Genomic DNA, 18856 nt, shown 5'->3' on the forward strand with positions numbered 1-18856 from the left:
TAGTGTAAAATCGCGCAACACCGAATTGAAGTTAAGAGCAGATGCAGCAAAAGACCAGAGCCTTCCTTAAATGGGCAGGTGGAAAATACAGCCTAGTTGAAGATATTCGTACCCGCTTGAAGCAAGCGAGTATGGATGCTGACACCTTAGTTGAACCTTTCGTTGGTGCTGGCTCTGTATTCCTTAATACTGATTTTAAGCATTATATTTTAAATGATATAAATGCGGATCTGATCAATCTTTACACTGAGCTTAAGCGCACGCCCGATGAGTTTATTAGCGACGCTAAAAAGTTGTTTGTAGAGCTTAATAACCACCCCGAAGCCTATTACGAATATCGTGTTCAGTTTAATCAAAGCAGTGATGTGTATGAGCGTGCGATTTTATTTTTATACATGAATCGCCATGGCTATAACGGGTTGTGTCGCTATAATCTAAAAGGTATTTTTAATGTTCCTTTTGGTAAATATAAGCGCCCGTATTTCCCTGAAAAAGAAATGCATTTCTTTGCTGAAAAAGCTCAGCAAGCAACCTTTACTTGCTTAGGTTATGACAAGGTATTTAAGCTTATTCCTAATAATGCGGTTGTATATTGCGATCCACCTTATGTGCCTTTGAGTAAAACAGCTTCATTTACTTCTTACGCTAAAGGCGGTTTCAATTTAGATGACCAAGCAAACTTGGCGAATTTAGCTGAGCAAGCCGCATTCGAAAATAACACGCCGGTACTTATTTCTAACCACGATACAGTGTGGACGCGTAAAATCTACAGCCAAGCATCATTAGATGAGATTCAGGTAAAACGCACGATTAGCCCCAAGGGCGGTTCACGCAATAAAGTGAACGAGCTAATGGCTATGTATTTAGCACCAAAGAAACCGTGAAATAAATCGCTGCTACAAATAGACTGAAAAAAATCAGGGCAATGACGATGATAGTACTGAGCGAGTGCTCTTTGAAGTCAGCTTGACGCTTATTTTCTGATTGCACACCAAAAAATGCCGCAAAGACACTTTGTAATGCACTCATGAATTTGTTCATACGATTTAGAACTTAGAACCTAAACCGCTAACTTTCTTTGACTCTTCACTACTTGTTAATAACTCAAGTAAATCAAGATAATGGAACTGAGCACTGCGGCTATCACCCGTTAACCAAGAAAACCATCCTGTTTCTTGTTCTGCTTTCATACATTGAGCAGAAGATGATGATGCGTTAAGCGTGTTGCATGAGCAACCAGACGCCGCTGCTAAAAAGTCGTCTTCATCAGCAGATGAAAAAGATACAAACGCAGCAACCGTAAGTGCGGACGCGATTAAGATCCCTATTTTAAAAGCACGCATGAGAATAACCCTTGTTTGTGTTACTTAAACAAGCATACATAACAATTGCTCAAATAACAAACTTAATTATCGCTGAATTAAATAAAAATTTAATAAAATTAGCTCTTTAAAGTAAATTTAATGTTTATTATTTGTTTCATTTTATTGTGTTGTAGATGGCTTTTTAATAGAGTTATTGCTCAAATTTTGACTAAAATAACACTAATTCAATAGGCTAAAAGGATTAGCTTAAAGCAATCGCCCTTTAACAATCAGCTGCGGTGTTTAAATCAGCAGTCGATTGGGTTACATTATGCGCTCTTCTTGCAGTCGCAAATTTTGATGGAATCTCTCATGTTGGAAACATTACAAAAGTATTTAATTGCCCCTTCTATTTTATCAGCCGACTTTGCCCGTTTAGGTGAAGATGTTGATCGTGTACTAGCAAGTGGAGCAGATGTTGTACATTTTGATGTGATGGATAACCATTATGTGCCAAACCTAACTTTTGGTCCGATGATTTGTAAAGCACTGCGCGATTACGGCATTACAGCCCCGATTGATGTGCACCTTATGGTAAAGCCTGTCGATCGTCTAATTCCCGACTTCGCTGAAGCGGGCGCTTCTATCATCAGCTTTCACCCAGAAGCCAGTGAGCATATTGACCGTACCTTGCAACTCATAAAAGACAGTGGTTGCCAAGCAGGGCTTGTATTTAATCCTGCAACCAGCCTTAGCTACCTTGAGCATGTGCTCGATAAAGTTGATGTGGTGCTATTAATGTCGGTTAACCCTGGTTTTGGCGGCCAAAGCTTTATTCCTCATACCCTCGAAAAGCTTCGCCAAGCGCGTAAAATTATTGATGATTCAGGTCGCAAAATTCGTTTAGAAGTTGATGGTGGCGTTGGTGTTGATAACATTGCTGAAATTGCCGAAGCGGGCGCTGATATGTTTGTTTCAGGCTCGGCGATTTTCAATCAACCAGATTACAAAGCGGTTATCGATGCGATGCGTAACGAGCTTGCAAAGGTTGAGCCATGAAATACGATGCGGCATTTTTCGATTTAGATGGCACCTTAGTCGACAGTGTTTATGATTTATACATTGCGATGAACCTGACCCTAACTGATCTAGCATTTCCGATTGTGACACAAAAGCTAGTTGAAAGCTGGGTAGGTAATGGCATAGAAACGCTTGTAAAGCGTGGTTTGAGTGGCGATATGCAAATCAGTGAGCATTTAGATGAAGCCCTTGCTGAGCGTGCAATTAATTTGTTTTATCAGCACTATGACCAAGTTGTAGGCGATTACAGTGCGCTTTATCAACATGTAGAAACCGGGCTTGCTGCCCTTGCTGGTATTCCTAAAGTGGTGATCACCAATAAGGCTCGTCGTTTTACCGAAAAGCTACTTGATAAACTGTCACTGACTAGTCATTTTCAGTTGATTGTATGTGGTGATGATATGGCAAAGAAACCATCACCTGAGCCTTTAGTATTTGCTTGTCAGCAATTAGATGTCAGCCCAGCCAAAGCGGTTATGATAGGCGACTCTAAAAGTGATATTTTGGCTGCCAAAGCGGCTAAGGTGGATGTTGTTGCGCTTAGTTATGGCTATAACCAAGGTGAAAACCTTGTTGATTTCAATCCAGAGTACCTCTGCGAGAATTTCTTAGATATAATACCCGTTCTTACCCAAAGGTAAGTGCATTTTAAATTCGTCTTTTTAGTTTAGTAAAAATATAAAGGAACATCATGAGTAAACCAGTAGTGTTAAGTGGCATTCAGCCAACCGGTGGTATGACAATAGGCAACTATGTTGGCGCTATTAACCAGTGGCTTAAGCTACAGGAAGACCACGAAAGTTTCTTTATGTTAGTTGATTTACACGCTATTACTGTACGCCAAGATCCTGAGCAACTACGCTCGCGCGTGCTTGACGGTATTGCGCTGTATGCTGCATGTGGTATCGACCCAGAAAAAGCGGCGTTATTTGTACAATCTCAAGTGCCAGAACATGCACAGCTTAGTTGGGTTTTAAACTGTTACGCTCAAATGGGTGAGCTTAACCGTATGACGCAGTTTAAAGATAAGTCTTCTAAGCATGCTAATAACGTTAATGTGGGTTTATTCTCTTACCCAGTGCTGCAAGCAGCTGATATCTTGCTATACCAAGCGGATCAAGTGCCAGTGGGTGAAGATCAAAAACAACACCTTGAGTTAACTCGTGATATTGCAACACGTTTCAATAACCTATACGGTGACGTGTTCAAACTACCAGAGCCATACATTCCTGAGTTCGGCGCACGTGTAATGAGTTTACAAGATCCGCTCAAGAAAATGTCTAAATCAGATGAAAATCCAAACGGTTACATTATGTTATTAGATGAGCCGAAGAAGATTGAAAAGAAACTGAAAAAAGCAGTAACCGATTCAGACGAGCAAGCTCGTATCTACTTTGATCGTGAAGAAAAACCAGGTGTATCAAACCTACTTACTTTATTATCAGTGGCCACTAAGCGCTCAATTGAAGACTTAGTGCCTGAATATGAAGACAAAATGTATGGTCACCTGAAAAAAGACACTGCAGCAGCGGTCGTTAATATGATTGAGCCAATTCAAGCACGCTTTAAAGAAATTCGCGAAGATCAGTCATTACTTGATAGCATTATGAAATCAGGTGCTGAAAAAGCGAGTATCCGCGCTGAAAAAACATTAAAAGCAGTCTACGATGCGGTAGGTTTTATCCCTCGCCCGTAAGCTTGTGATAAATTATTGAAATAAAAATACCGCTTGATAGCGGTATTTTTTTAGCTATTAAAAGCTAAGCGCCATTAATACTGTAAATAAACAGATAAGTGCAGCAGCGGTTTTGTCTGTTTTTTCCATTTTTTATTTCTCACCTGTGTTCAATTGTTTAATTACATAACCTTTATTTTTTAATAAGCCTAACAAGCTATCTTCACCAGCTAAGTGGGCTGTGCCAACGAGCAGTAACTCTTTTTGCGAATTAGTAAAATAATTTTCAATGTGACCAAGCCAAGTTAGATTTCGTTGCTTGATCAACATTTGGTAAGTATTAGGGTCATGTTCTTGTAAAGGCATAAGAGTAAGTTCATCTATTGCTTGCATATCGCCATTTTTCCATGCATTAAGCATTGCGATGTACAGTGCTTGGTAACTAGAAATTTGCGTTAATAGTGACTCAATAAAGGCATTTTCGTCTTGGCTACCTACTTGTTTAAACAGGTCTAATTGAAAAGCCACGGTCTCTAGATAAGCGACTTCTTTTTTATCTCGCTTAGCCAATTTCGCGAAGTAACTATCAACACCTTCACCCATAAGTTGTTGCTTTTGAAGTTCTAGCGACATGATTAGCACGCTTAACATAAAGGGGCGAAAGCTATCGAGTTCGCTGAGTTTCATATCATACTGGGCAAGTTGTTCTTCTAGTTGCTGTTTCACCTTTGCTGATAACTTGCTACTCAGTGTTTCGCCAGCTTGATAACTAAGAGTTTTAAGCATAGTGAGTTGTGCTGAGCTATCGCTTGGTGCAGGTACATCAGTTTCAAGTACTAAGATATCAGCCTGTTTATACGCTTGATTAAATTCATCAGGAAGGGGGAGTTCCTTGGGCGGCAAAATGTGGATTGAACCAGCAACATATATAAATTCATCACCTTTACTAACTTTCCATACGGCACTTTTTGCAGTGCTAAAACCACTTATTAATAGGCCTGTCGCAGCAATTGATGAGATTAGCAAGTGTCGAGTTAGTGTTTTCATTATTTAAGCCTGTTAATTTAAAGAAGCTTGCTCAGCATGCTGAGCAAGCCAAGTATTACTTATTCAGTTGTTGCTCAATTTGCTGATCAATTTTATTGTTCATTTGCTCAATAGATGCTTCGATAGAGGTCTCTAATTGCTTGTTTAGCTTTTGAGTACCTTGAGCATTAAGTAAGGTATTCGTTGATGTAATAATGATTGCAGTGACCGCTAAAAGTGACATCATTTTTAAGACTGAGTTAGCCATAATTTAATTCCTTTAATTGGTTGATTAGTTTTATCAGCGAAGCAAAATTGGTTGGTAGCCCGTTGATGGAAACTACAATAGCGAGGAAAGCTGCTAGAGTCGCTTATCTAGTTCTAAGCAATTTATATATAAGGTTTGAAAATATTAATTTGAATATTTTCAATGGTTTAAATTTAATTCTTATGAGAGGAAATAAGGTTTTAAACCATTTAATTTTTGCGGTTTTGTCTTTTGATGATAGTTTGGATGCAGCAAATAGGAACTTGGAGGTTTTGATATGGGTTTTAAAGTAAAACATTATGCGGCTAAAACTGTACCTGCGAATAGCTCATTAGAATGGGAGCTAATCTTAACTGAGCTTATCATTGGTAGCCTTTGTGCTGCATTCGCAAAGATCGGCTATGATGCCGCTATGTTACTTATTTTTATACCTAATTTAGTAATCGCCTTAGTTTGCTTTGGCTTTATTGGGCTTTCGATATTTCATTTCATAAGAGAAAAACGCAGTAAGCCAAGTGAGTAGTATAGATTGCTGCGCTATTTTTCTACTGGGGTAACGCCTGGCGAGTCGCACGCAATGACTTCAAATCGATAGCCATACTCAGCATGGTGATCAGGGGTTACTTGCACAATCTCATAATCATTCAGCTCAACGGCTTTACTGTTTTCTGCTTTTAAACAGCGTGAATAACTATCGGCTTCAAAGCTGTAAGCAAACATGGCAATTAAACGTTTGCTACGTTCAAAGTAACCTTTGGTATCTAAAAATTGGCGAAGGTTTTCAGCGGTTTCGCCGTCAACTTCTATATCTACGTCTTGGCTTGGGGCTGAGCTTTGTGTATTTTCAGGAAGTTGTTGCTCGAGCTTTTCACCAAGTTCTTCGACTGCTTTTTGCTGTTCTTCACCTGATTCCTTGGCAATGACTTTACTATCCACAAAGGTGCTGACCATATTGTCGAGCACTTCTTCAGGTGGCTTATCATCAAGAAATGAAATTAAGTTAATAAAAACTACCGACGCTAAAACAAAGCGTACAATGGCAGTTAATAATGGTGAGTAGCTTTGACTAATAAACTTAACTCGCTCAGAGCCAAATGGCTTTATCAGCAATAAAACAAAAATATAAAAAGGTAAAAAAAGTTGAAATAACAATAAAGTACCTAGGGTTATTCCCATTGCCCAAGGTGGTAAATATAACAGGGTGGCAAAGTTATGTGTGTAGTTAAAGTGACTAGCTGAGACATGAGTTACATCATTAACTATGCCGCTTGCACCAGCCAACACAAAATTAGCGATACTGGCATAGAAGATTAAAATCAGTGCTTTGCCGGCAAGCGAGTGCCAAAGTTGGTTAAATTTGGGCCAAAACTCAATAACAAGCGCAATAATGGTGATGGTGGCACTTAACCAGCCCGATTGCAGAACAATCAGGCTGCTTAATGCTAAAAGATAGAGCTTTTGCGCGGTACTTAAGTTAAACCAAATGGCTTTTAACTGTTCAACCAGTCTCGTTTTATGAGGCTGCCAGCTACGTTGCTGTTGTTGAAACTGTTTATTAGCGCGCCATTTTGCAATTTTTAAATACCTACGCACGCAATATCCTTTTTATAGTAATGGTTTTAAGTACCTTCCTGTGTGTGAACGCTCACAATCGGCAACGTCTTCAGGTGTACCAGAAATTAAAATTTCACCACCGCCTGAGCCGCCTTCAGGGCCTAAATCGACAATCCAGTCTGCGGTTTTGATCACATCAAGGTTATGCTCGATAACAACAATGGTATTACCGTGATCGCGTAAGCGGTGAAGCACGACTAATAATTGCTGAATATCAGCAAAGTGTAAACCCGTAGTTGGTTCATCAAGGATATATAAGGTTTTACCTGTATCGCGTTTTGAAAGTTCACGAGCCAGTTTCACACGCTGTGCTTCACCACCAGAGAGGGTAGTAGCAGCTTGACCTAAGCGAATATACGACAAGCCTACATCCATTAGGGTTTGCAGTTTACGTGCAATAGCCGGAATTTTATCAAAATAGTCACGGGCATCTTCTACGGTCATTTCGAGTACTTGGTGAATGTTTTTACCTTTGTACTGTACTTCGAGGGTTTCACGGTTGTAGCGCTGACCTTTACATACATCACAAGGTACATACACATCAGGTAAAAAGTGCATTTCTACCTTGATCACACCATCGCCTTGGCAAGCCTCACAACGGCCACCTTTAACGTTAAAGCTAAAACGACCGACCTTATAGCCACGTGAACGGGCTTCTTGAGTACCCGCAAATAGCTCGCGAATACCGGTGAAAATACCGGTGTAAGTTGCTGGGTTTGAGCGCGGAGTACGGCCAATTGGGCTTTGGTCAATATCAATCACTTTATCAAAATGATCTAGACCCTTGATTGACTTATACGGTGCCGCTTCTGCGGTCGTTGCGCCATTTAACTCGGTATGAGCCAGCTTAAATAAAGTGTCGTTGATAAGCGTCGATTTACCTGAGCCTGATACACCTGTGATACAGGTCATTAAGCCAAATGGAATACGTAAATCAACGTTCTTTAAGTTGTTACCTGTGGCACCAAATAACTCAAGCCATTTGTCAGTAGTTTGATGGCGAGCCGCCGGTACTTCGATTTTCTTTTCGCCAGAGAGGTACTGACCCGTGATTGAATCTTTGCTAGCTAGAATATCGTCATGGGTACCTTGTGCAATAACATGGCCGCCATGAACACCGGCACCCGGGCCGATATCGATAATATGATCCGCAGCGCGAATGGCATCTTCGTCATGTTCAACCACAATAACGGTGTTGCCTAAATCGCGTAAGTGAATAAGGGTTTTTAGTAGGCGGTCGTTATCGCGTTGGTGCAAACCAATTGATGGTTCATCCAGTACGTACATAACACCAACAAGGCCTGCACCAATTTGGCTTGCCAAACGAATACGCTGAGCCTCACCACCAGAAAGGGTATCGGCACTTCGCTCAAGTGATAAATAATTAAGGCCTACATTAATTAAGAAAGATAAACGGTCACGTATTTCTTTGAGAATTTTTTCGGCAATTTGTGCGCGCTGACCAGTTAAATTCAAGCCATCAAAAAATGCCATGCTTTCACCAATACTCATTGTGGTGATAGCTGGCAAGTTTGTTTGACCTATAAATACATGGCGAGCTTCTTCACGTAGTCGCGAGCCATGACAGCTCGGACACGCTTGGCTTGTTTGGTATTTAGCAAGCTCTTCGCGCACTGAGTTTGACTCGGTTTCACGGTAGCGGCGATTCATATTATTTAAAACGCCTTCAAACTCATGGTTACGCGTAATTAAGTCGCCACGGTCGTTACGATAGTTAAAGGCAATTTTAGTTTTGCCAGAACCTTCAAGAATTACCTTTTTGGCCTCTTTACTAAGCTCTTGGAAAGGTACTTCTAGGTCAAACTTATAGTGCTCTGCGACAGCTTGCAGCATTTGGAAGTAATAAAAGCTGCGTTTGTCCCAGCCTTTAATTGCACCGCCCGATAAACTTAGCTCTGGATTTTGTACAACACGGTTTGGATCAAAATACTGACGCACACCTAAACCATCACAGCTTTGACACGCACCTGCCGGGTTATTAAACGAGAATAAACGCGGCTCAAGTTCACTCATAGCGTAGCCACACGTTGGGCAGGCAAAATTAGCAGAAAACAGCATGTCTTCGCTGAGTGAATCGTCCATTGCCGCTACATGGGCAATACCACCTGATAGCTCAAGGGCTGTTTCGAATGATTCAGCTAAACGCTGTTGTTGGCCATCTTTAACTTTAAAACGGTCAACCACGACCTCGATAGTATGCTTTTTATGAAGCTCAAGGGTCGGTGGATCTGATAAGTCACAGACTTCGCCATCGATACGGGCGCGAATGAAGCCTTGACTTGCGAGTTGCTCAAGCAGCTTAACGTGCTCACCTTTACGATCTTTTACCACTGGCGCTAATAGCATTAGCTTACTTCCTTCAGGAAGCGCTAAAACCGTATCGACCATTTGGCTGATCGTTTGTGCTGCAAGCGGTAAATCGTGAGTAGGGCAGCGAGGCTCACCTACACGGGCAAATAATAAACGTAGGTAATCGTAAATCTCGGTAATTGTACCGACCGTTGAACGCGGGTTATGCGACGTTGATTTCTGCTCGATAGAGATAGCCGGCGATAAGCCTTCGATGTGATCGACATCGGGTTTTTCCATTAGTGATAAGAACTGTCGCGCATACGCTGACAGTGACTCAACATAACGACGTTGCCCTTCTGCATACAAAGTATCAAACGCTAAAGACGATTTCCCTGAACCAGATAGGCCAGTGATAACTATCAGCTTATCACGGGGAATGGTTAGGCTGATGTCTTTTAAATTGTGCGTACGGGCGCCTCGGACTTCAATGTTTTCCATGCTATCTCGTTTTATTACCTAATTATTTTTTCAGTATCTCATAATACGCGATAAGATTAATCCTTGATCAAAGAAAAAATCATCACTTACAGGTGATTATTTAGTTTTCGCTTGTGGTAGAATCCACGCTCAAATTTTAATAGACAGCAAGATCAGTAATTCATGACAGCATCTTCACTCAACTCTCGAGAAAAACGCGCTGCCGTTTCGTTGGCGAGCGTCTTTGCATTCCGTATGCTTGGCCTATTTATGCTGATGCCAGTATTGGCTATCTATGGGCAGCAATTAGAAGGGTTTTCGCCGCTTTGGATTGGCTTTGCTATTGGTGCTTATGGTTTAACGCAAGCCGTGCTGCAAATCCCTATGGGTTGGTTGTCTGATAAAATTGGTCGTAAAAAAGTGATTATTGGTGGCCTTTGTGTGTTTGCACTTGGCTCTGTAATTGCGGCAACCGCTGAGTCTGTGCAAATGGTTACGCTTGGGCGTGCACTTCAAGGCATGGGGGCGATTGCCAGTGCCTTATTGGCGCTTGCTTCTGATTTAAGCCGTGATGAACAACGTCCGAAAGTTATGGCCGTGATTGGTATGTGTATTGGTATGAGCTTTGCCGTTGCTATGCTACTAGGGCCTATTGTTGCTGCATCGTGGGGAGTTGCTGGGGTATTTTGGCTTACCGCAGGACTGGCCATTTTAGGTATTTTAATTGTGTTTTTTTTGGTGCCTAATGCTGTCAATAAGGCGCCAAAAGGTGACACACTTGCTACGCTTGATGATATTAAGCAACTGATTAAACACCCACAATTAGCACGCCTCGATTTTGGCGTAATGCTGCTTCATCTTACATTAACTACCGTATTTGTAGCCTTACCAGGCCAACTGATAAAAGACGGCTTAGTCGCAGACCATCATTGGTATTTATATATCCCTGTGCTGTTTTTAGCGTTTTTCTTGATGGCACCAATGATGATTGTGGCGATCCGTAAAGAAAAAGAAAAACAAGCCTTTATTGGCTCAATCGCACTGCTTGTTTTAAGTATGCTCGCGATGTCGTTATGGGTTGATTCGGTGATTGGCATCGGTATTTGTATGTTGGTTTACTTTATTGCTTTTAATTTTTTAGAAGCAACCATGCCTGCACTGGTTTCGCGTATTGCCCCAGCAAACCAGAAAGGTTCTGCGATGGGAGTATTTTCATCTACGCAGTTTTTTGGTGCCTTTTTAGGTGGTTTATTAGGGGGTTACGTTGCTCAAGCATTAAGTGCGCAAGCAGTGTTTGCGGCGGCGGCACTTGTTGGGGTAATATGGCTTATCCTTGCTTGGAATATGCAAGTCCCACCAAGAAGTAAAATAATTAGCTTAATGACTGAATTAAGTTCAGAGCAGCAGGCACAAGCGCTTGCTTCTCGTCTTGTTGCTTTACCGGGCGTAATTGAAGCAACGGTTGTCTGTGATGAAAATCGCAGCTATTTAAAGATTAATGATAAAGAATTTGACCTAGACCAAGCACGCAAAGTGGCTGGTTTAATCTAACGTTTTATAGGAGAAGTTCCATGGCACGCGGTGTGAACAAAGTTATCTTGGTTGGTAATTTAGGCCAAGATCCAGAAGTACGTTATATGCCTAATGGCAATGGCGTAGCGAATATCAGCATTGCTACGACAGATAGCTGGAAAGATAAAAACACAGGGCAAATGCAAGAGCGTACTGAATGGCACCGTGTCGTGTTATTTGGCAAACTAGCAGAAGTTGCTGGTGAATACCTTCGTAAAGGTTCACAAGTGTACATCGAAGGTCGTTTACAAACGCGTAAATGGACTGATCAATCAGGCCAAGAAAAATACACTACAGAAATCGTGGTAGACATGGGCGGTCAAATGCAAATGTTAGGCGGTCGTGGTGAGCAGCAAGGTGGTGGCGGTGGCTATCAAGGTGGTCAATCACAAGGCGGTTACCAAGGTGGTCAGCAACAAGGTGGCGGTTACGGCGGTGGTGCACAGCAATCACAAAGCAATAACAGCTATGCTCCACAGCAACAGTCTGCGCCAGCACAGCAGCAACAGCGTCCACAACAGCAGTCTGCACCGCAGCAGAGCAATAACCAATATGGTGGCGGTTATGGTCAGCAGCAAAACAATGCACCTCAACAAGGTGGTTTTGCTCCTAAGCCTCAAAATGCCCCACAAGGCGGCGCATCAAATCCAATGGAACCACCAATCGACTTTGATGACGATATCCCGTTCTGACCTAAGACAAAGTTGAAAATGTTGAAAAATGTATAGGAGAGCCGCTAAATAGCGGCTCTCTTTTTTTTAACTAAAAATAATGTTGAAAAATATTTTTTGCTGTGTATATTACTTTATAACAAATTAAAATGTTGATTAGTTGGTGCTTATGCGTATCGTAGTGAAAAAATTTAAAAGTGGTGAACGTTATGCATTTTTGTTAGGTGATGATGGTGTTCCTGATTTTTGGGTTACTCATTTTGTTACTCAAAAATTACGAATGAATAAGGCAGTAACATCAATAGTGCAATATTTGAAAAATATTAAACACCTCAGGTTATGGGAGAAAATCAACGATAGAGATCTTCTTGACGAAATATATAATGGCAAGATACCTAATAGTAACGATTTGAATAAAATAAAAGAGCATTGCACCTATCAAGCTAAAGCGCTCAAAATAAAACCTGTAAGTAATATTGTTGATCTGGGCCAATTCTATCTTTCCAAATCGCAAGAAAAGCCAACGATAAAAAAACCTCAGTACATTGCTCGAATTGCCCACATTGCAGAATTCTTAACCTTTATTGGTAAAGAGAGACTTAAGAATAAAGCAACTGCTACAGAACTATTCGATGCATTAGATAAAATGAAAGCTGATTTTAAGAAGAATATGTCAGACGGTCGATTGAAGAGTGTGCCTCTAGACAAATCAGGTATTCCCGATGATGCATTTGAAGATTTTGTTGAAGTATCTAAGCCTAATTCAAAGCACAACCCATTCAAAAACTCTACGATTCAACTTAGAAATTATTTAATTGTCCAAGTCTTATATGAGACAGGTTTGAGATGCTCTGAATTGTTAGCACTTCGGATTAGTGATATAGGTACAGACATTAAAACTCCCACACTTTCGGTCGTTAGGAGACATGATAGTAAGGATGATCCAAGGTTAAAGGAGCCAACAGCGAAAACACTTGGTCGGACTATCGAAATTTCAAAAGAGTTAAGGGATTTATTAAATATTTATATCAGATCATATCGGTCTAAGACAAAGACAGCCAAAGCCCACCCTTTCATTTTTGTATCACACAAAGGTAAGGCTGGGCACTATGAGTCAGGTCAACCAATTATTCAACAGACAATAAATGATATTTTCAACCGTATAAAGAGCATCAATCCAGAGCGGTTCTGGGGAATTACTCCACACCTGTTTCGGCATTTTTTCAATGATCAACTATCTCATTGTATTGATAAAGAAAGACAGATTGTTCGTGCAGAAGTAAAGAGATTAAAGGAGGCCGGCCTACATGAGGAAGCGAAGCTGTACTCGCATGAAAATTTAATTTCTGAACAACGAGAGCTCGAAATTCGAGCGGAGTTAAATGGGCACTCATCATTGAAATCAGGCCGTTTTTACTTAAAAAGAACATCTAGAAAGAAAGCAAGCCAGTTACGAAAAAAGACGCATAAAAATTTGCGACATAAAGCCATAATAACTAATTATAAGGGATAAAATGAAAAGAGCTAATGCGGCAATCAAAAACCGTCAAAGTGACATTCGCTTAACTAAAAGTAACTATGAGTTTGATGTTTATCAGGATGTTTGGAGATTAAATTCAGACTTACAAATAAACTTTAAATTACTAACACCTTTAAAGTTGAACTCTTCGTTTATAAATAACTTTCGAATTGCTCTTGCAAATTATGTGTCTGAATTGTCAGCAGGTTATGTTCAATCTATTTACGTAAATATAAGGCATTTATTTGCTATAAGTGGGGTTTCAGATGTCATTAATGAAGAGCATATAATCAACTTTAGAGCTACATTGGATAAAAGCCACGAATGGCAATTAGGACAGATACGAGCTTTTATATTGGACTGGCATGACAGAGGGATACCGGGGGTAGATAAAAAAGCGGTTCAACTGCTCAGTTCTATAAAGTTAAAAGGGGCAGAAAAAGGAAAAGCGGTCGCAATCGGTTGCCCTTATAGTGGGGCGTACTCTTTTGATGAGCAAACTGCGTTTATTAACTGGTATGTTGATGCATTTACATCGGAACTTATATCTTTGAAAGGCTACTCTTTTTTGATTGCGCTGCAATATACAGGGGCTAGGCCTGTACAATTACGTTATATGTATCATGAGGATTTGATTGAGCGAGAACAAGATGCAATGAGTTGCTTCGATCTAAAAATTCCACATGCTAAAAAACATAAAGCGAGTTTTAGAGAATCATTTCAGGTCAAAGATGACATTAATGAAGACTTATATCTAGTATTAAAAGCCCAGTCAGAAAGTAGTATTTCGTTCATCGAAAATCATTTTGGTATTAAGTTGTCTGATTCACGAAAGAAGACTATCCCAATTTTTTTAAATGAAAATGAAATTGAAGGGTTGAATCAATTTGAAGATTTTCTAAATGTTCAGTCAAAAACTCCAGACTTGTTATGTCTTACAAAGAGTGGAGCTGGCAAGCTTATCCAAAACATTGCAAGGTTATGCCCTCTTAAAACTTCACGTATTAAAATGAATGGAGCCTTTGGGGACTTACATATAAACGCAAGGCGATTTCGTTATACTCATGCAACAAACATGGCAATGCTAGGTGCAAGTGCTCATATTATTGCTGAAGAGTTAGGTCATGAAGATACTCAGCATGTAACTGTATATACAGAATTTAATGAAGAAATGGCAGATCGAATCGATGAAGCATTAGAACCCAATTTAACACCTTTAGCACAAGCGTTTTCTGGAACTCTGATCGATAGTGAAAAAGACGCAATCCGCGCGAATGATCCTAGAAGCCGAGTAATTTCAGATGAGGGTGGAACGGTAGGAAACTGCGGTAAGTATGGCTTTTGTGCGAACGGGACAATTCATTGCTATACATGCAATAAATTTCAACCATGGGTAAATGCACCACACATTGAAGTACTTAATAATGTCACGATGGAGCGTGATCGAAAGCGTAAAATGGGCGCAAGTGAATTTGTGTTACAAGGCCATAATCGCAGCATTGATGCGATCAAAGTTGTGATCAGAAAGTGTGAAGCTAGAAAACAAGAGTTGGAAAAAGAGGGAGCGTTAAATGTCTGATGTATTGATATTTACACCTAAACACAAGCTTGAATTACAAAAAAATTACAATGATTTTATTGAGTTTTCGAAGAATAAGTTAACGCTTTTTGATGATCATGAGTTTGAAAGCCCTAGCGGAATTCAAAAGGGATGGGAATGTGATAAGTGGTCTTGGAATACAGCAAGAGGAAAGAAATTAACCATCGTATTTGGTAACAGCGAAAATCATTCGAAATATACACCATTTAAGCAGCCATTTGCTGACTTTGCCAAAGCCTATGTACGATACCAACAGTCGCTCAATCACAAAGACTCAGTTATGTGGGCCTCTTCATTGGTATGGCTTCACAATGCATTAGAAGAAAATGCGACTCAAAATGGTAGAGTCGCCATTGATATTATGTACCTCAATAACACGGTAATTAATCGTGTGGAAGAGCAGATTAAGAACAGCGGATTGAGTGCTGGAGGCAAGCGCAATATTGGCCTGTCATTTGAAAAAATATTGAAGTTTATTAAGGACAAGCGATTCAAACTAGATTTACAAGAGTGGTCAAATCCTTTCCCTCGTCCGTCCGACTCAAAAATTAAACTTGATAAAGTGAGTCGTCAGACAGAGGAAGATAAATGTCCTTCTGATTATCAAATGTTTCAGGTCGCAGATGCTTTTTATAAAGCTAAGACTTTAAAGCAAAAATACTTTAGCAGTTTATGTGTAATGTTGATGTGCCAGCCAAGCCGAAACGAAGAACTAAGTGGCTTAACAATAAACTCACTACAGAAAAGTGATAAAGGGCGTTGGTATCTGATGTGGAATCCAGCTAAAGGCGGTGACCCTGTACGAAAGTGGATACCGAAGTTAATGGAAGATGTTGTAAGGCAGGCATTTGAAAGATTAATAGATATATCCGCTCCGGCTAGGTATGCAGCTCGCTTTGCTTATGAAAAGCCTAAATTATTCATGAAACACAGTAAATGTATTACACCAAACGATTTCTCACATGATAAGCCTTTAACTTATGATCAATTCGCTCATGCTATGGGGTTTAAAACAGGAAAATCCTCGAGAGGAGCCGACATAACTTGGGTAACATATGGCACAAATGTCGCTTGGCTAAAGAAACTAATTAGTAATTTAAATGGTGTTGCAAATTGGAAAAAAGAACTATGCACTAATGCTAGCATTCTACCTAACAATGATGTTGTTAATAGATATAGTAAAAAGCATCTCGGCATTAAGATCAAATTTCCCTCGTACAATGACTTGAGAGCCGTAGTAGATCAGCAATATAAAACAAGCGATTTTCCTAACTATGGTGACGTTAAGCTTTGGGACTGTATTACTCTGGTTAGAGAAAATGAGTTTCATAGAGAGTTTAATGTAAAACCTTTTTCGTGGCTACTCACAGGGCATGGTGCAATAAGTGATGCTTTAGGATCTGATAGAGATGCATCTGAAGATTCAATCGAATCTATTTTTGTTGAGTTAGGAATTAAAGATGAAGATGGTTCTAAATTAAAATTAACAACACATCAGTTTAGACACTGGCTTAATACAAAGTTAAAGCTCGCAGGTGAAGAGGACTGGCTTATTGCTAAGTGGTCTGGGCGCGCTGATATTGAACAAAATAAGGCCTATGATGGAAGAACTCAAGAGCAAAAATCTCGTTTAACAAAGCGAATTGGGAATGTAGTTAAGAGTGAAGGTGTTATGACGGTTGCTCAAGCCAATCAGTTTTTATCGCCATACACATCAGAGTCGCCACCTCCGGCAATCGTGTTGCATGATTTAGGCTTACCAGTCTCTCTTAAATCTCTCGGAATTAATCGCTCAGGTGTCGCTCAGTTCACAGGGTTAGGCTATTGCGTTCACAATTATGCAGAAAGCCCGTGTGTTAAAAATGGCGATTGTGCGGTCTGTAGCGACCATGAATGCCTTAAGGGGCTGCCAAACACTCTTGAAGAGCTTAAAAACCTTGAGAAGCTTAATAAGGAGCAGCTAGAGGATGCAATCGTTAAAGCTGGAGATAAAGTTTTCGGTGCTGATCGTTGGGTAACTGCCACAGGCTTTAGGTTATCAAAGATTAAAACCATTATTGCTATGATGGAAGATCCAAACAGACCTGAGGGTACACCCATCAGAATTCCCGATAAGTTAGATCCTTCACCAGTTAAGCGCTCACTTAATATTGACGAGCAGAGTGTTATCCCAACGTTTGATCTTACCGCTTTAGCGTTAGCTGATATGGAGGAGTAATCATGGCTTTTGTAACAGACAACAAAGAAATGATTCTAGAGATTATCGATGGTTGGAGTGGTAAACTTACTTATGAGCTTCTTTCTGACAAACTTCAATCAGAATTGGGCTTAAAACGCCCCCCATCACGGCACACTTTCACAAAGCATGATGAGATAAAGCATGCTTTTGATTTGAAAAAAACAGAATTACGAAATAAAAAATCTGCTGCCATTGATGAAGCTAAGTTGCTATTCGAAAGCTCAAACAAGCTAACCCATCTTCTTGAAAAACTGGATAGTGATGATGCAACGATAGCTGAACTCATAAAACAAGTTGAAAAGCTTGAGAGAGAAAATGAGAGGCTTAGCTCAGAGAATGATAGACTGAGTGAGCAACGTGATATTTTACTTGAAAGGTTTGCTCGATGGCAGCATAACTTACAGAAAATGGATGGTGTTGATTTGAATAAGCTTGCTATCTCTATTGATAGCGGATTGCCCTCTAAGAATAGAGGGTGATTAGTGTGCTGTTATTAGGTAATTGGCACTGAAATTGGTGGTAATTTTATCGGCCATGAGTATAAAGTCTTATCTCTAAGTAATGAAATTACAATAGTCAGAATGCTTTCAAGGTGTTTACTTTTAAAGTGGCGCTGTAGTTTGCGTTTAACCTGATAAGGTTTAATTCAGTAAAGTATTATTTTCTAAAAAGCGACATTTGCTAGTCTAAGAAGAGTGTTTTGTTCTAAAGGTATAAGGGATACTAATTAATGTTAGAGATAATAGGTTCTATAGATGCAAAGTCTTGGATCGGTTTTTTTGGTGTTTTGATAGGTGCAGGCCTTGGATTTTCGGGGGTAATTTTTGCAAATATATCTAGCTCGGCAAGATTAAAGTTACAAATGGAAATGGAAAAACAACATGAAAGAAACGTAATAAAAAGGGAGAGACTCGAAGAACTTTACGTACTTATTAGTAAATGGATAAACAATGCTTTTTCGTATTATTTTAATTTGACTTTAGTAATGAAAGGAAAAATTGATTATAACCAGTATCTTGATGAAATAATTGAAGATGGTAATAGTAAAAAAGTTGATTTTCAGCGAATTGAAATGATCCTTAATATTTACGGACGCGAATTATTACCTCTATATGAAGATATATTAAAAAGCCGTGAAAAAATTAATAATATGGCATCTGAACATAAAAACTCATACCGAGAAGGAAGAGACTGTAAAAGCTATATTAAGCCATATTCACTTTTGCACAAGGAGCTTGAATTGCAAGTTGAAAATTTGAAATTAAAATTGGCAGAATTAGCGTCTGATATTTAAGCGTATTAGTTCAGGTAAGGTCTTACACCTCAATTTGAGAAATTGAGAGTTACCGATTTTGATATAAAGAGCCAAATTTTAAATCAAAATAAAGAGGTAGCTCATGCGCTTATAATACAAGCCCAATTACTAAACCTCATAGATGGTTTACTAAAGTTAGCAGAAGAGTAATACTGTGCTTCTAGAGCTTATAAGGAAGAGAGT

General features: G+C 39.8%; 18 protein-coding genes. 12 read left to right on the forward strand and 6 right to left on the reverse strand.

Annotated features, from left to right (window positions below; genetic code table 11):
- The first annotated feature begins 41 nt into the window (after window positions 1–41).
- Window positions 42–884: a Dam family site-specific DNA-(adenine-N6)-methyltransferase gene (locus tag L1266_RS15160; RefSeq protein WP_138616147.1), complete on the forward strand. Its 843-nt coding sequence runs from the start codon at window positions 42–44 to the stop codon at window positions 882–884.
- Here L1266_RS15160 and L1266_RS15165 read toward each other — a convergent pair.
- Both L1266_RS15165 and L1266_RS15170 read right to left on the reverse strand, forming a co-directional pair.
- On the reverse strand, window positions 856–1041 hold the full coding sequence (locus tag L1266_RS15165; protein WP_054552802.1) for a DUF2970 domain-containing protein: 186 nt from the start codon (window positions 1039–1041) through the stop codon (window positions 856–858). The genes L1266_RS15160 and L1266_RS15165 overlap by 29 nt on opposite strands.
- Window positions 1042–1046: 5 nt before the next feature.
- Window positions 1047–1343, reverse strand: coding sequence for a hypothetical protein (locus L1266_RS15170; protein ID WP_054552801.1), 297 nt, complete (start codon window positions 1341–1343; stop codon window positions 1047–1049).
- A 333-nt stretch (window positions 1344–1676) separates the two neighbouring features.
- On the opposite strand from L1266_RS15170, the gene rpe reads away from it, so the two are divergent.
- Genes rpe through trpS form a run of 3 tightly spaced genes read left to right on the forward strand, consistent with a single transcriptional unit; the run spans window position 1677 to window position 4080 of the window.
- Window positions 1677–2363: a ribulose-phosphate 3-epimerase gene (rpe, locus tag L1266_RS15175; protein WP_138599274.1), complete on the forward strand. Its 687-nt coding sequence runs from the start codon at window positions 1677–1679 to the stop codon at window positions 2361–2363.
- Window positions 2360–3025: a phosphoglycolate phosphatase gene (locus L1266_RS15180; RefSeq protein WP_138616150.1), complete on the forward strand. Its 666-nt coding sequence runs from the start codon at window positions 2360–2362 to the stop codon at window positions 3023–3025. The genes rpe and L1266_RS15180 overlap by 4 nt, the downstream gene beginning before the upstream one ends.
- Window positions 3026–3075: 50 nt before the next feature.
- The gene (trpS, locus tag L1266_RS15185) at window positions 3076–4080 is read left to right on the forward strand and encodes a tryptophan--tRNA ligase (protein ID WP_054552798.1); all 1005 of its coding nucleotides are present in this window, start codon (window positions 3076–3078) and stop codon (window positions 4078–4080) included.
- Between the two features lie 132 nt (window positions 4081–4212).
- Here the strand turns inward: trpS and L1266_RS15190 are convergent, their stop codons facing one another.
- Both L1266_RS15190 and L1266_RS15195 read right to left on the reverse strand, forming a co-directional pair.
- Window positions 4213–5106, reverse strand: a complete 894-nt coding sequence (locus tag L1266_RS15190) for a TraB/GumN family protein (RefSeq protein ID WP_235377829.1) — start codon at window positions 5104–5106, stop codon at window positions 4213–4215.
- A 55-nt stretch (window positions 5107–5161) separates the two neighbouring features.
- Window positions 5162–5353, reverse strand: coding sequence for a hypothetical protein (locus tag L1266_RS15195; protein WP_138599271.1), 192 nt, complete (start codon window positions 5351–5353; stop codon window positions 5162–5164).
- A gap of 277 nt (window positions 5354–5630) precedes the next feature.
- Between L1266_RS15195 and L1266_RS15200 the strand changes: the two genes are divergently transcribed.
- Complete coding sequence (locus L1266_RS15200; RefSeq protein WP_130151675.1) at window positions 5631–5876, forward strand: hypothetical protein; 246 nt, start codon at window positions 5631–5633, stop codon at window positions 5874–5876.
- A 14-nt stretch (window positions 5877–5890) separates the two neighbouring features.
- Here L1266_RS15200 and L1266_RS15205 read toward each other — a convergent pair whose 3' ends face one another.
- Window positions 5891–6946, reverse strand: a complete 1056-nt coding sequence (locus L1266_RS15205) for a hypothetical protein (protein WP_187489766.1) — start codon at window positions 6944–6946, stop codon at window positions 5891–5893.
- A gap of 12 nt (window positions 6947–6958) precedes the next feature.
- A complete protein-coding gene (uvrA, locus tag L1266_RS15210; RefSeq protein ID WP_187489765.1) occupies window positions 6959–9778 on the reverse strand; it encodes an excinuclease ABC subunit UvrA in 2820 nt (939 codons plus the stop codon).
- A gap of 162 nt (window positions 9779–9940) precedes the next feature.
- Here uvrA and L1266_RS15215 point away from each other — a divergent pair, with 162 nt between their 5' ends.
- From L1266_RS15215 to L1266_RS15245, 7 genes are all read left to right on the forward strand, one after another.
- A complete protein-coding gene (locus tag L1266_RS15215) occupies window positions 9941–11308 on the forward strand; it encodes an MFS transporter (protein ID WP_235377830.1) in 1368 nt (455 codons plus the stop codon).
- A gap of 20 nt (window positions 11309–11328) precedes the next feature.
- Entirely contained in the window at window positions 11329–12021 is a 693-nt protein-coding gene (ssb, locus tag L1266_RS15220; protein ID WP_054552791.1) for a single-stranded DNA-binding protein, read from the forward strand.
- Window positions 12022–12169: 148 nt separating this feature from the next.
- Window positions 12170–13513: a tyrosine-type recombinase/integrase gene (locus L1266_RS15225; RefSeq protein WP_235377831.1), complete on the forward strand. Its 1344-nt coding sequence runs from the start codon at window positions 12170–12172 to the stop codon at window positions 13511–13513.
- 1 nt (window position 13514) lies between these two features.
- Window positions 13515–15098 (forward strand): site-specific integrase, encoded by a 1584-nt coding sequence (locus L1266_RS15230; RefSeq protein WP_063529401.1) that lies wholly within the window; start codon window positions 13515–13517, stop codon window positions 15096–15098.
- Window positions 15091–17337 (forward strand): hypothetical protein, encoded by a 2247-nt coding sequence (locus tag L1266_RS15235; protein WP_063529400.1) that lies wholly within the window; start codon window positions 15091–15093, stop codon window positions 17335–17337. Before L1266_RS15230 ends, L1266_RS15235 begins: the two co-directional genes overlap by 8 nt.
- A gap of 2 nt (window positions 17338–17339) precedes the next feature.
- Window positions 17340–17837: a hypothetical protein gene (locus L1266_RS15240; RefSeq protein WP_063529399.1), complete on the forward strand. Its 498-nt coding sequence runs from the start codon at window positions 17340–17342 to the stop codon at window positions 17835–17837.
- Between the two features lie 251 nt (window positions 17838–18088).
- A complete protein-coding gene (locus L1266_RS15245) occupies window positions 18089–18652 on the forward strand; it encodes a hypothetical protein (RefSeq protein WP_063529398.1) in 564 nt (187 codons plus the stop codon).
- The last annotated feature ends 204 nt before the right edge of the window (window positions 18653–18856 follow it).

Origin of the sequence: Pseudoalteromonas sp. Cn5-37 (assembly GCF_021532495.1) — a bacterium.
Taxonomy (GTDB): domain Bacteria; phylum Pseudomonadota; class Gammaproteobacteria; order Enterobacterales; family Alteromonadaceae; genus Pseudoalteromonas; species Pseudoalteromonas simplex.

Excerpts from the sequence above, each read along its gene's own strand:
- L1266_RS15200 (WP_130151675.1), top strand. The coding sequence starts at position 5,631 with ATGGGTTTTAAAGTAAAACATTATGCGGCTAAAACTGTACCTGCGAAT.
- L1266_RS15180 (WP_138616150.1), top strand. The coding sequence starts at position 2,360 with ATGAAATACGATGCGGCATTTTTCGATTTAGATGGCACCTTAGTCGAC.
- L1266_RS15245 (WP_063529398.1), top strand. The coding sequence starts at position 18,089 with ATGTTAGAGATAATAGGTTCTATAGATGCAAAGTCTTGGATCGGTTTT.
- L1266_RS15160 (WP_138616147.1), top strand. The coding sequence starts at position 42 with ATGCAGCAAAAGACCAGAGCCTTCCTTAAATGGGCAGGTGGAAAATAC.
- ssb (WP_054552791.1), top strand. The coding sequence starts at position 11,329 with ATGGCACGCGGTGTGAACAAAGTTATCTTGGTTGGTAATTTAGGCCAA.
- trpS (WP_054552798.1), top strand. The coding sequence starts at position 3,076 with ATGAGTAAACCAGTAGTGTTAAGTGGCATTCAGCCAACCGGTGGTATG.
- L1266_RS15195 (WP_138599271.1), bottom strand. The coding sequence starts at position 5,353 with ATGGCTAACTCAGTCTTAAAAATGATGTCACTTTTAGCGGTCACTGCA.
- L1266_RS15235 (WP_063529400.1), top strand. The coding sequence starts at position 15,091 with ATGTCTGATGTATTGATATTTACACCTAAACACAAGCTTGAATTACAA.
- L1266_RS15165 (WP_054552802.1), bottom strand. The coding sequence starts at position 1,041 with ATGAACAAATTCATGAGTGCATTACAAAGTGTCTTTGCGGCATTTTTT.
- L1266_RS15215 (WP_235377830.1), top strand. The coding sequence starts at position 9,941 with ATGACAGCATCTTCACTCAACTCTCGAGAAAAACGCGCTGCCGTTTCG.
- L1266_RS15170 (WP_054552801.1), bottom strand. The coding sequence starts at position 1,343 with ATGCGTGCTTTTAAAATAGGGATCTTAATCGCGTCCGCACTTACGGTT.
- L1266_RS15240 (WP_063529399.1), top strand. The coding sequence starts at position 17,340 with ATGGCTTTTGTAACAGACAACAAAGAAATGATTCTAGAGATTATCGAT.
- L1266_RS15190 (WP_235377829.1), bottom strand. The coding sequence starts at position 5,106 with ATGAAAACACTAACTCGACACTTGCTAATCTCATCAATTGCTGCGACA.
- uvrA (WP_187489765.1), bottom strand. The coding sequence starts at position 9,778 with ATGGAAAACATTGAAGTCCGAGGCGCCCGTACGCACAATTTAAAAGAC.
- L1266_RS15230 (WP_063529401.1), top strand. The coding sequence starts at position 13,515 with ATGAAAAGAGCTAATGCGGCAATCAAAAACCGTCAAAGTGACATTCGC.
- L1266_RS15225 (WP_235377831.1), top strand. The coding sequence starts at position 12,170 with ATGCGTATCGTAGTGAAAAAATTTAAAAGTGGTGAACGTTATGCATTT.
- rpe (WP_138599274.1), top strand. The coding sequence starts at position 1,677 with ATGTTGGAAACATTACAAAAGTATTTAATTGCCCCTTCTATTTTATCA.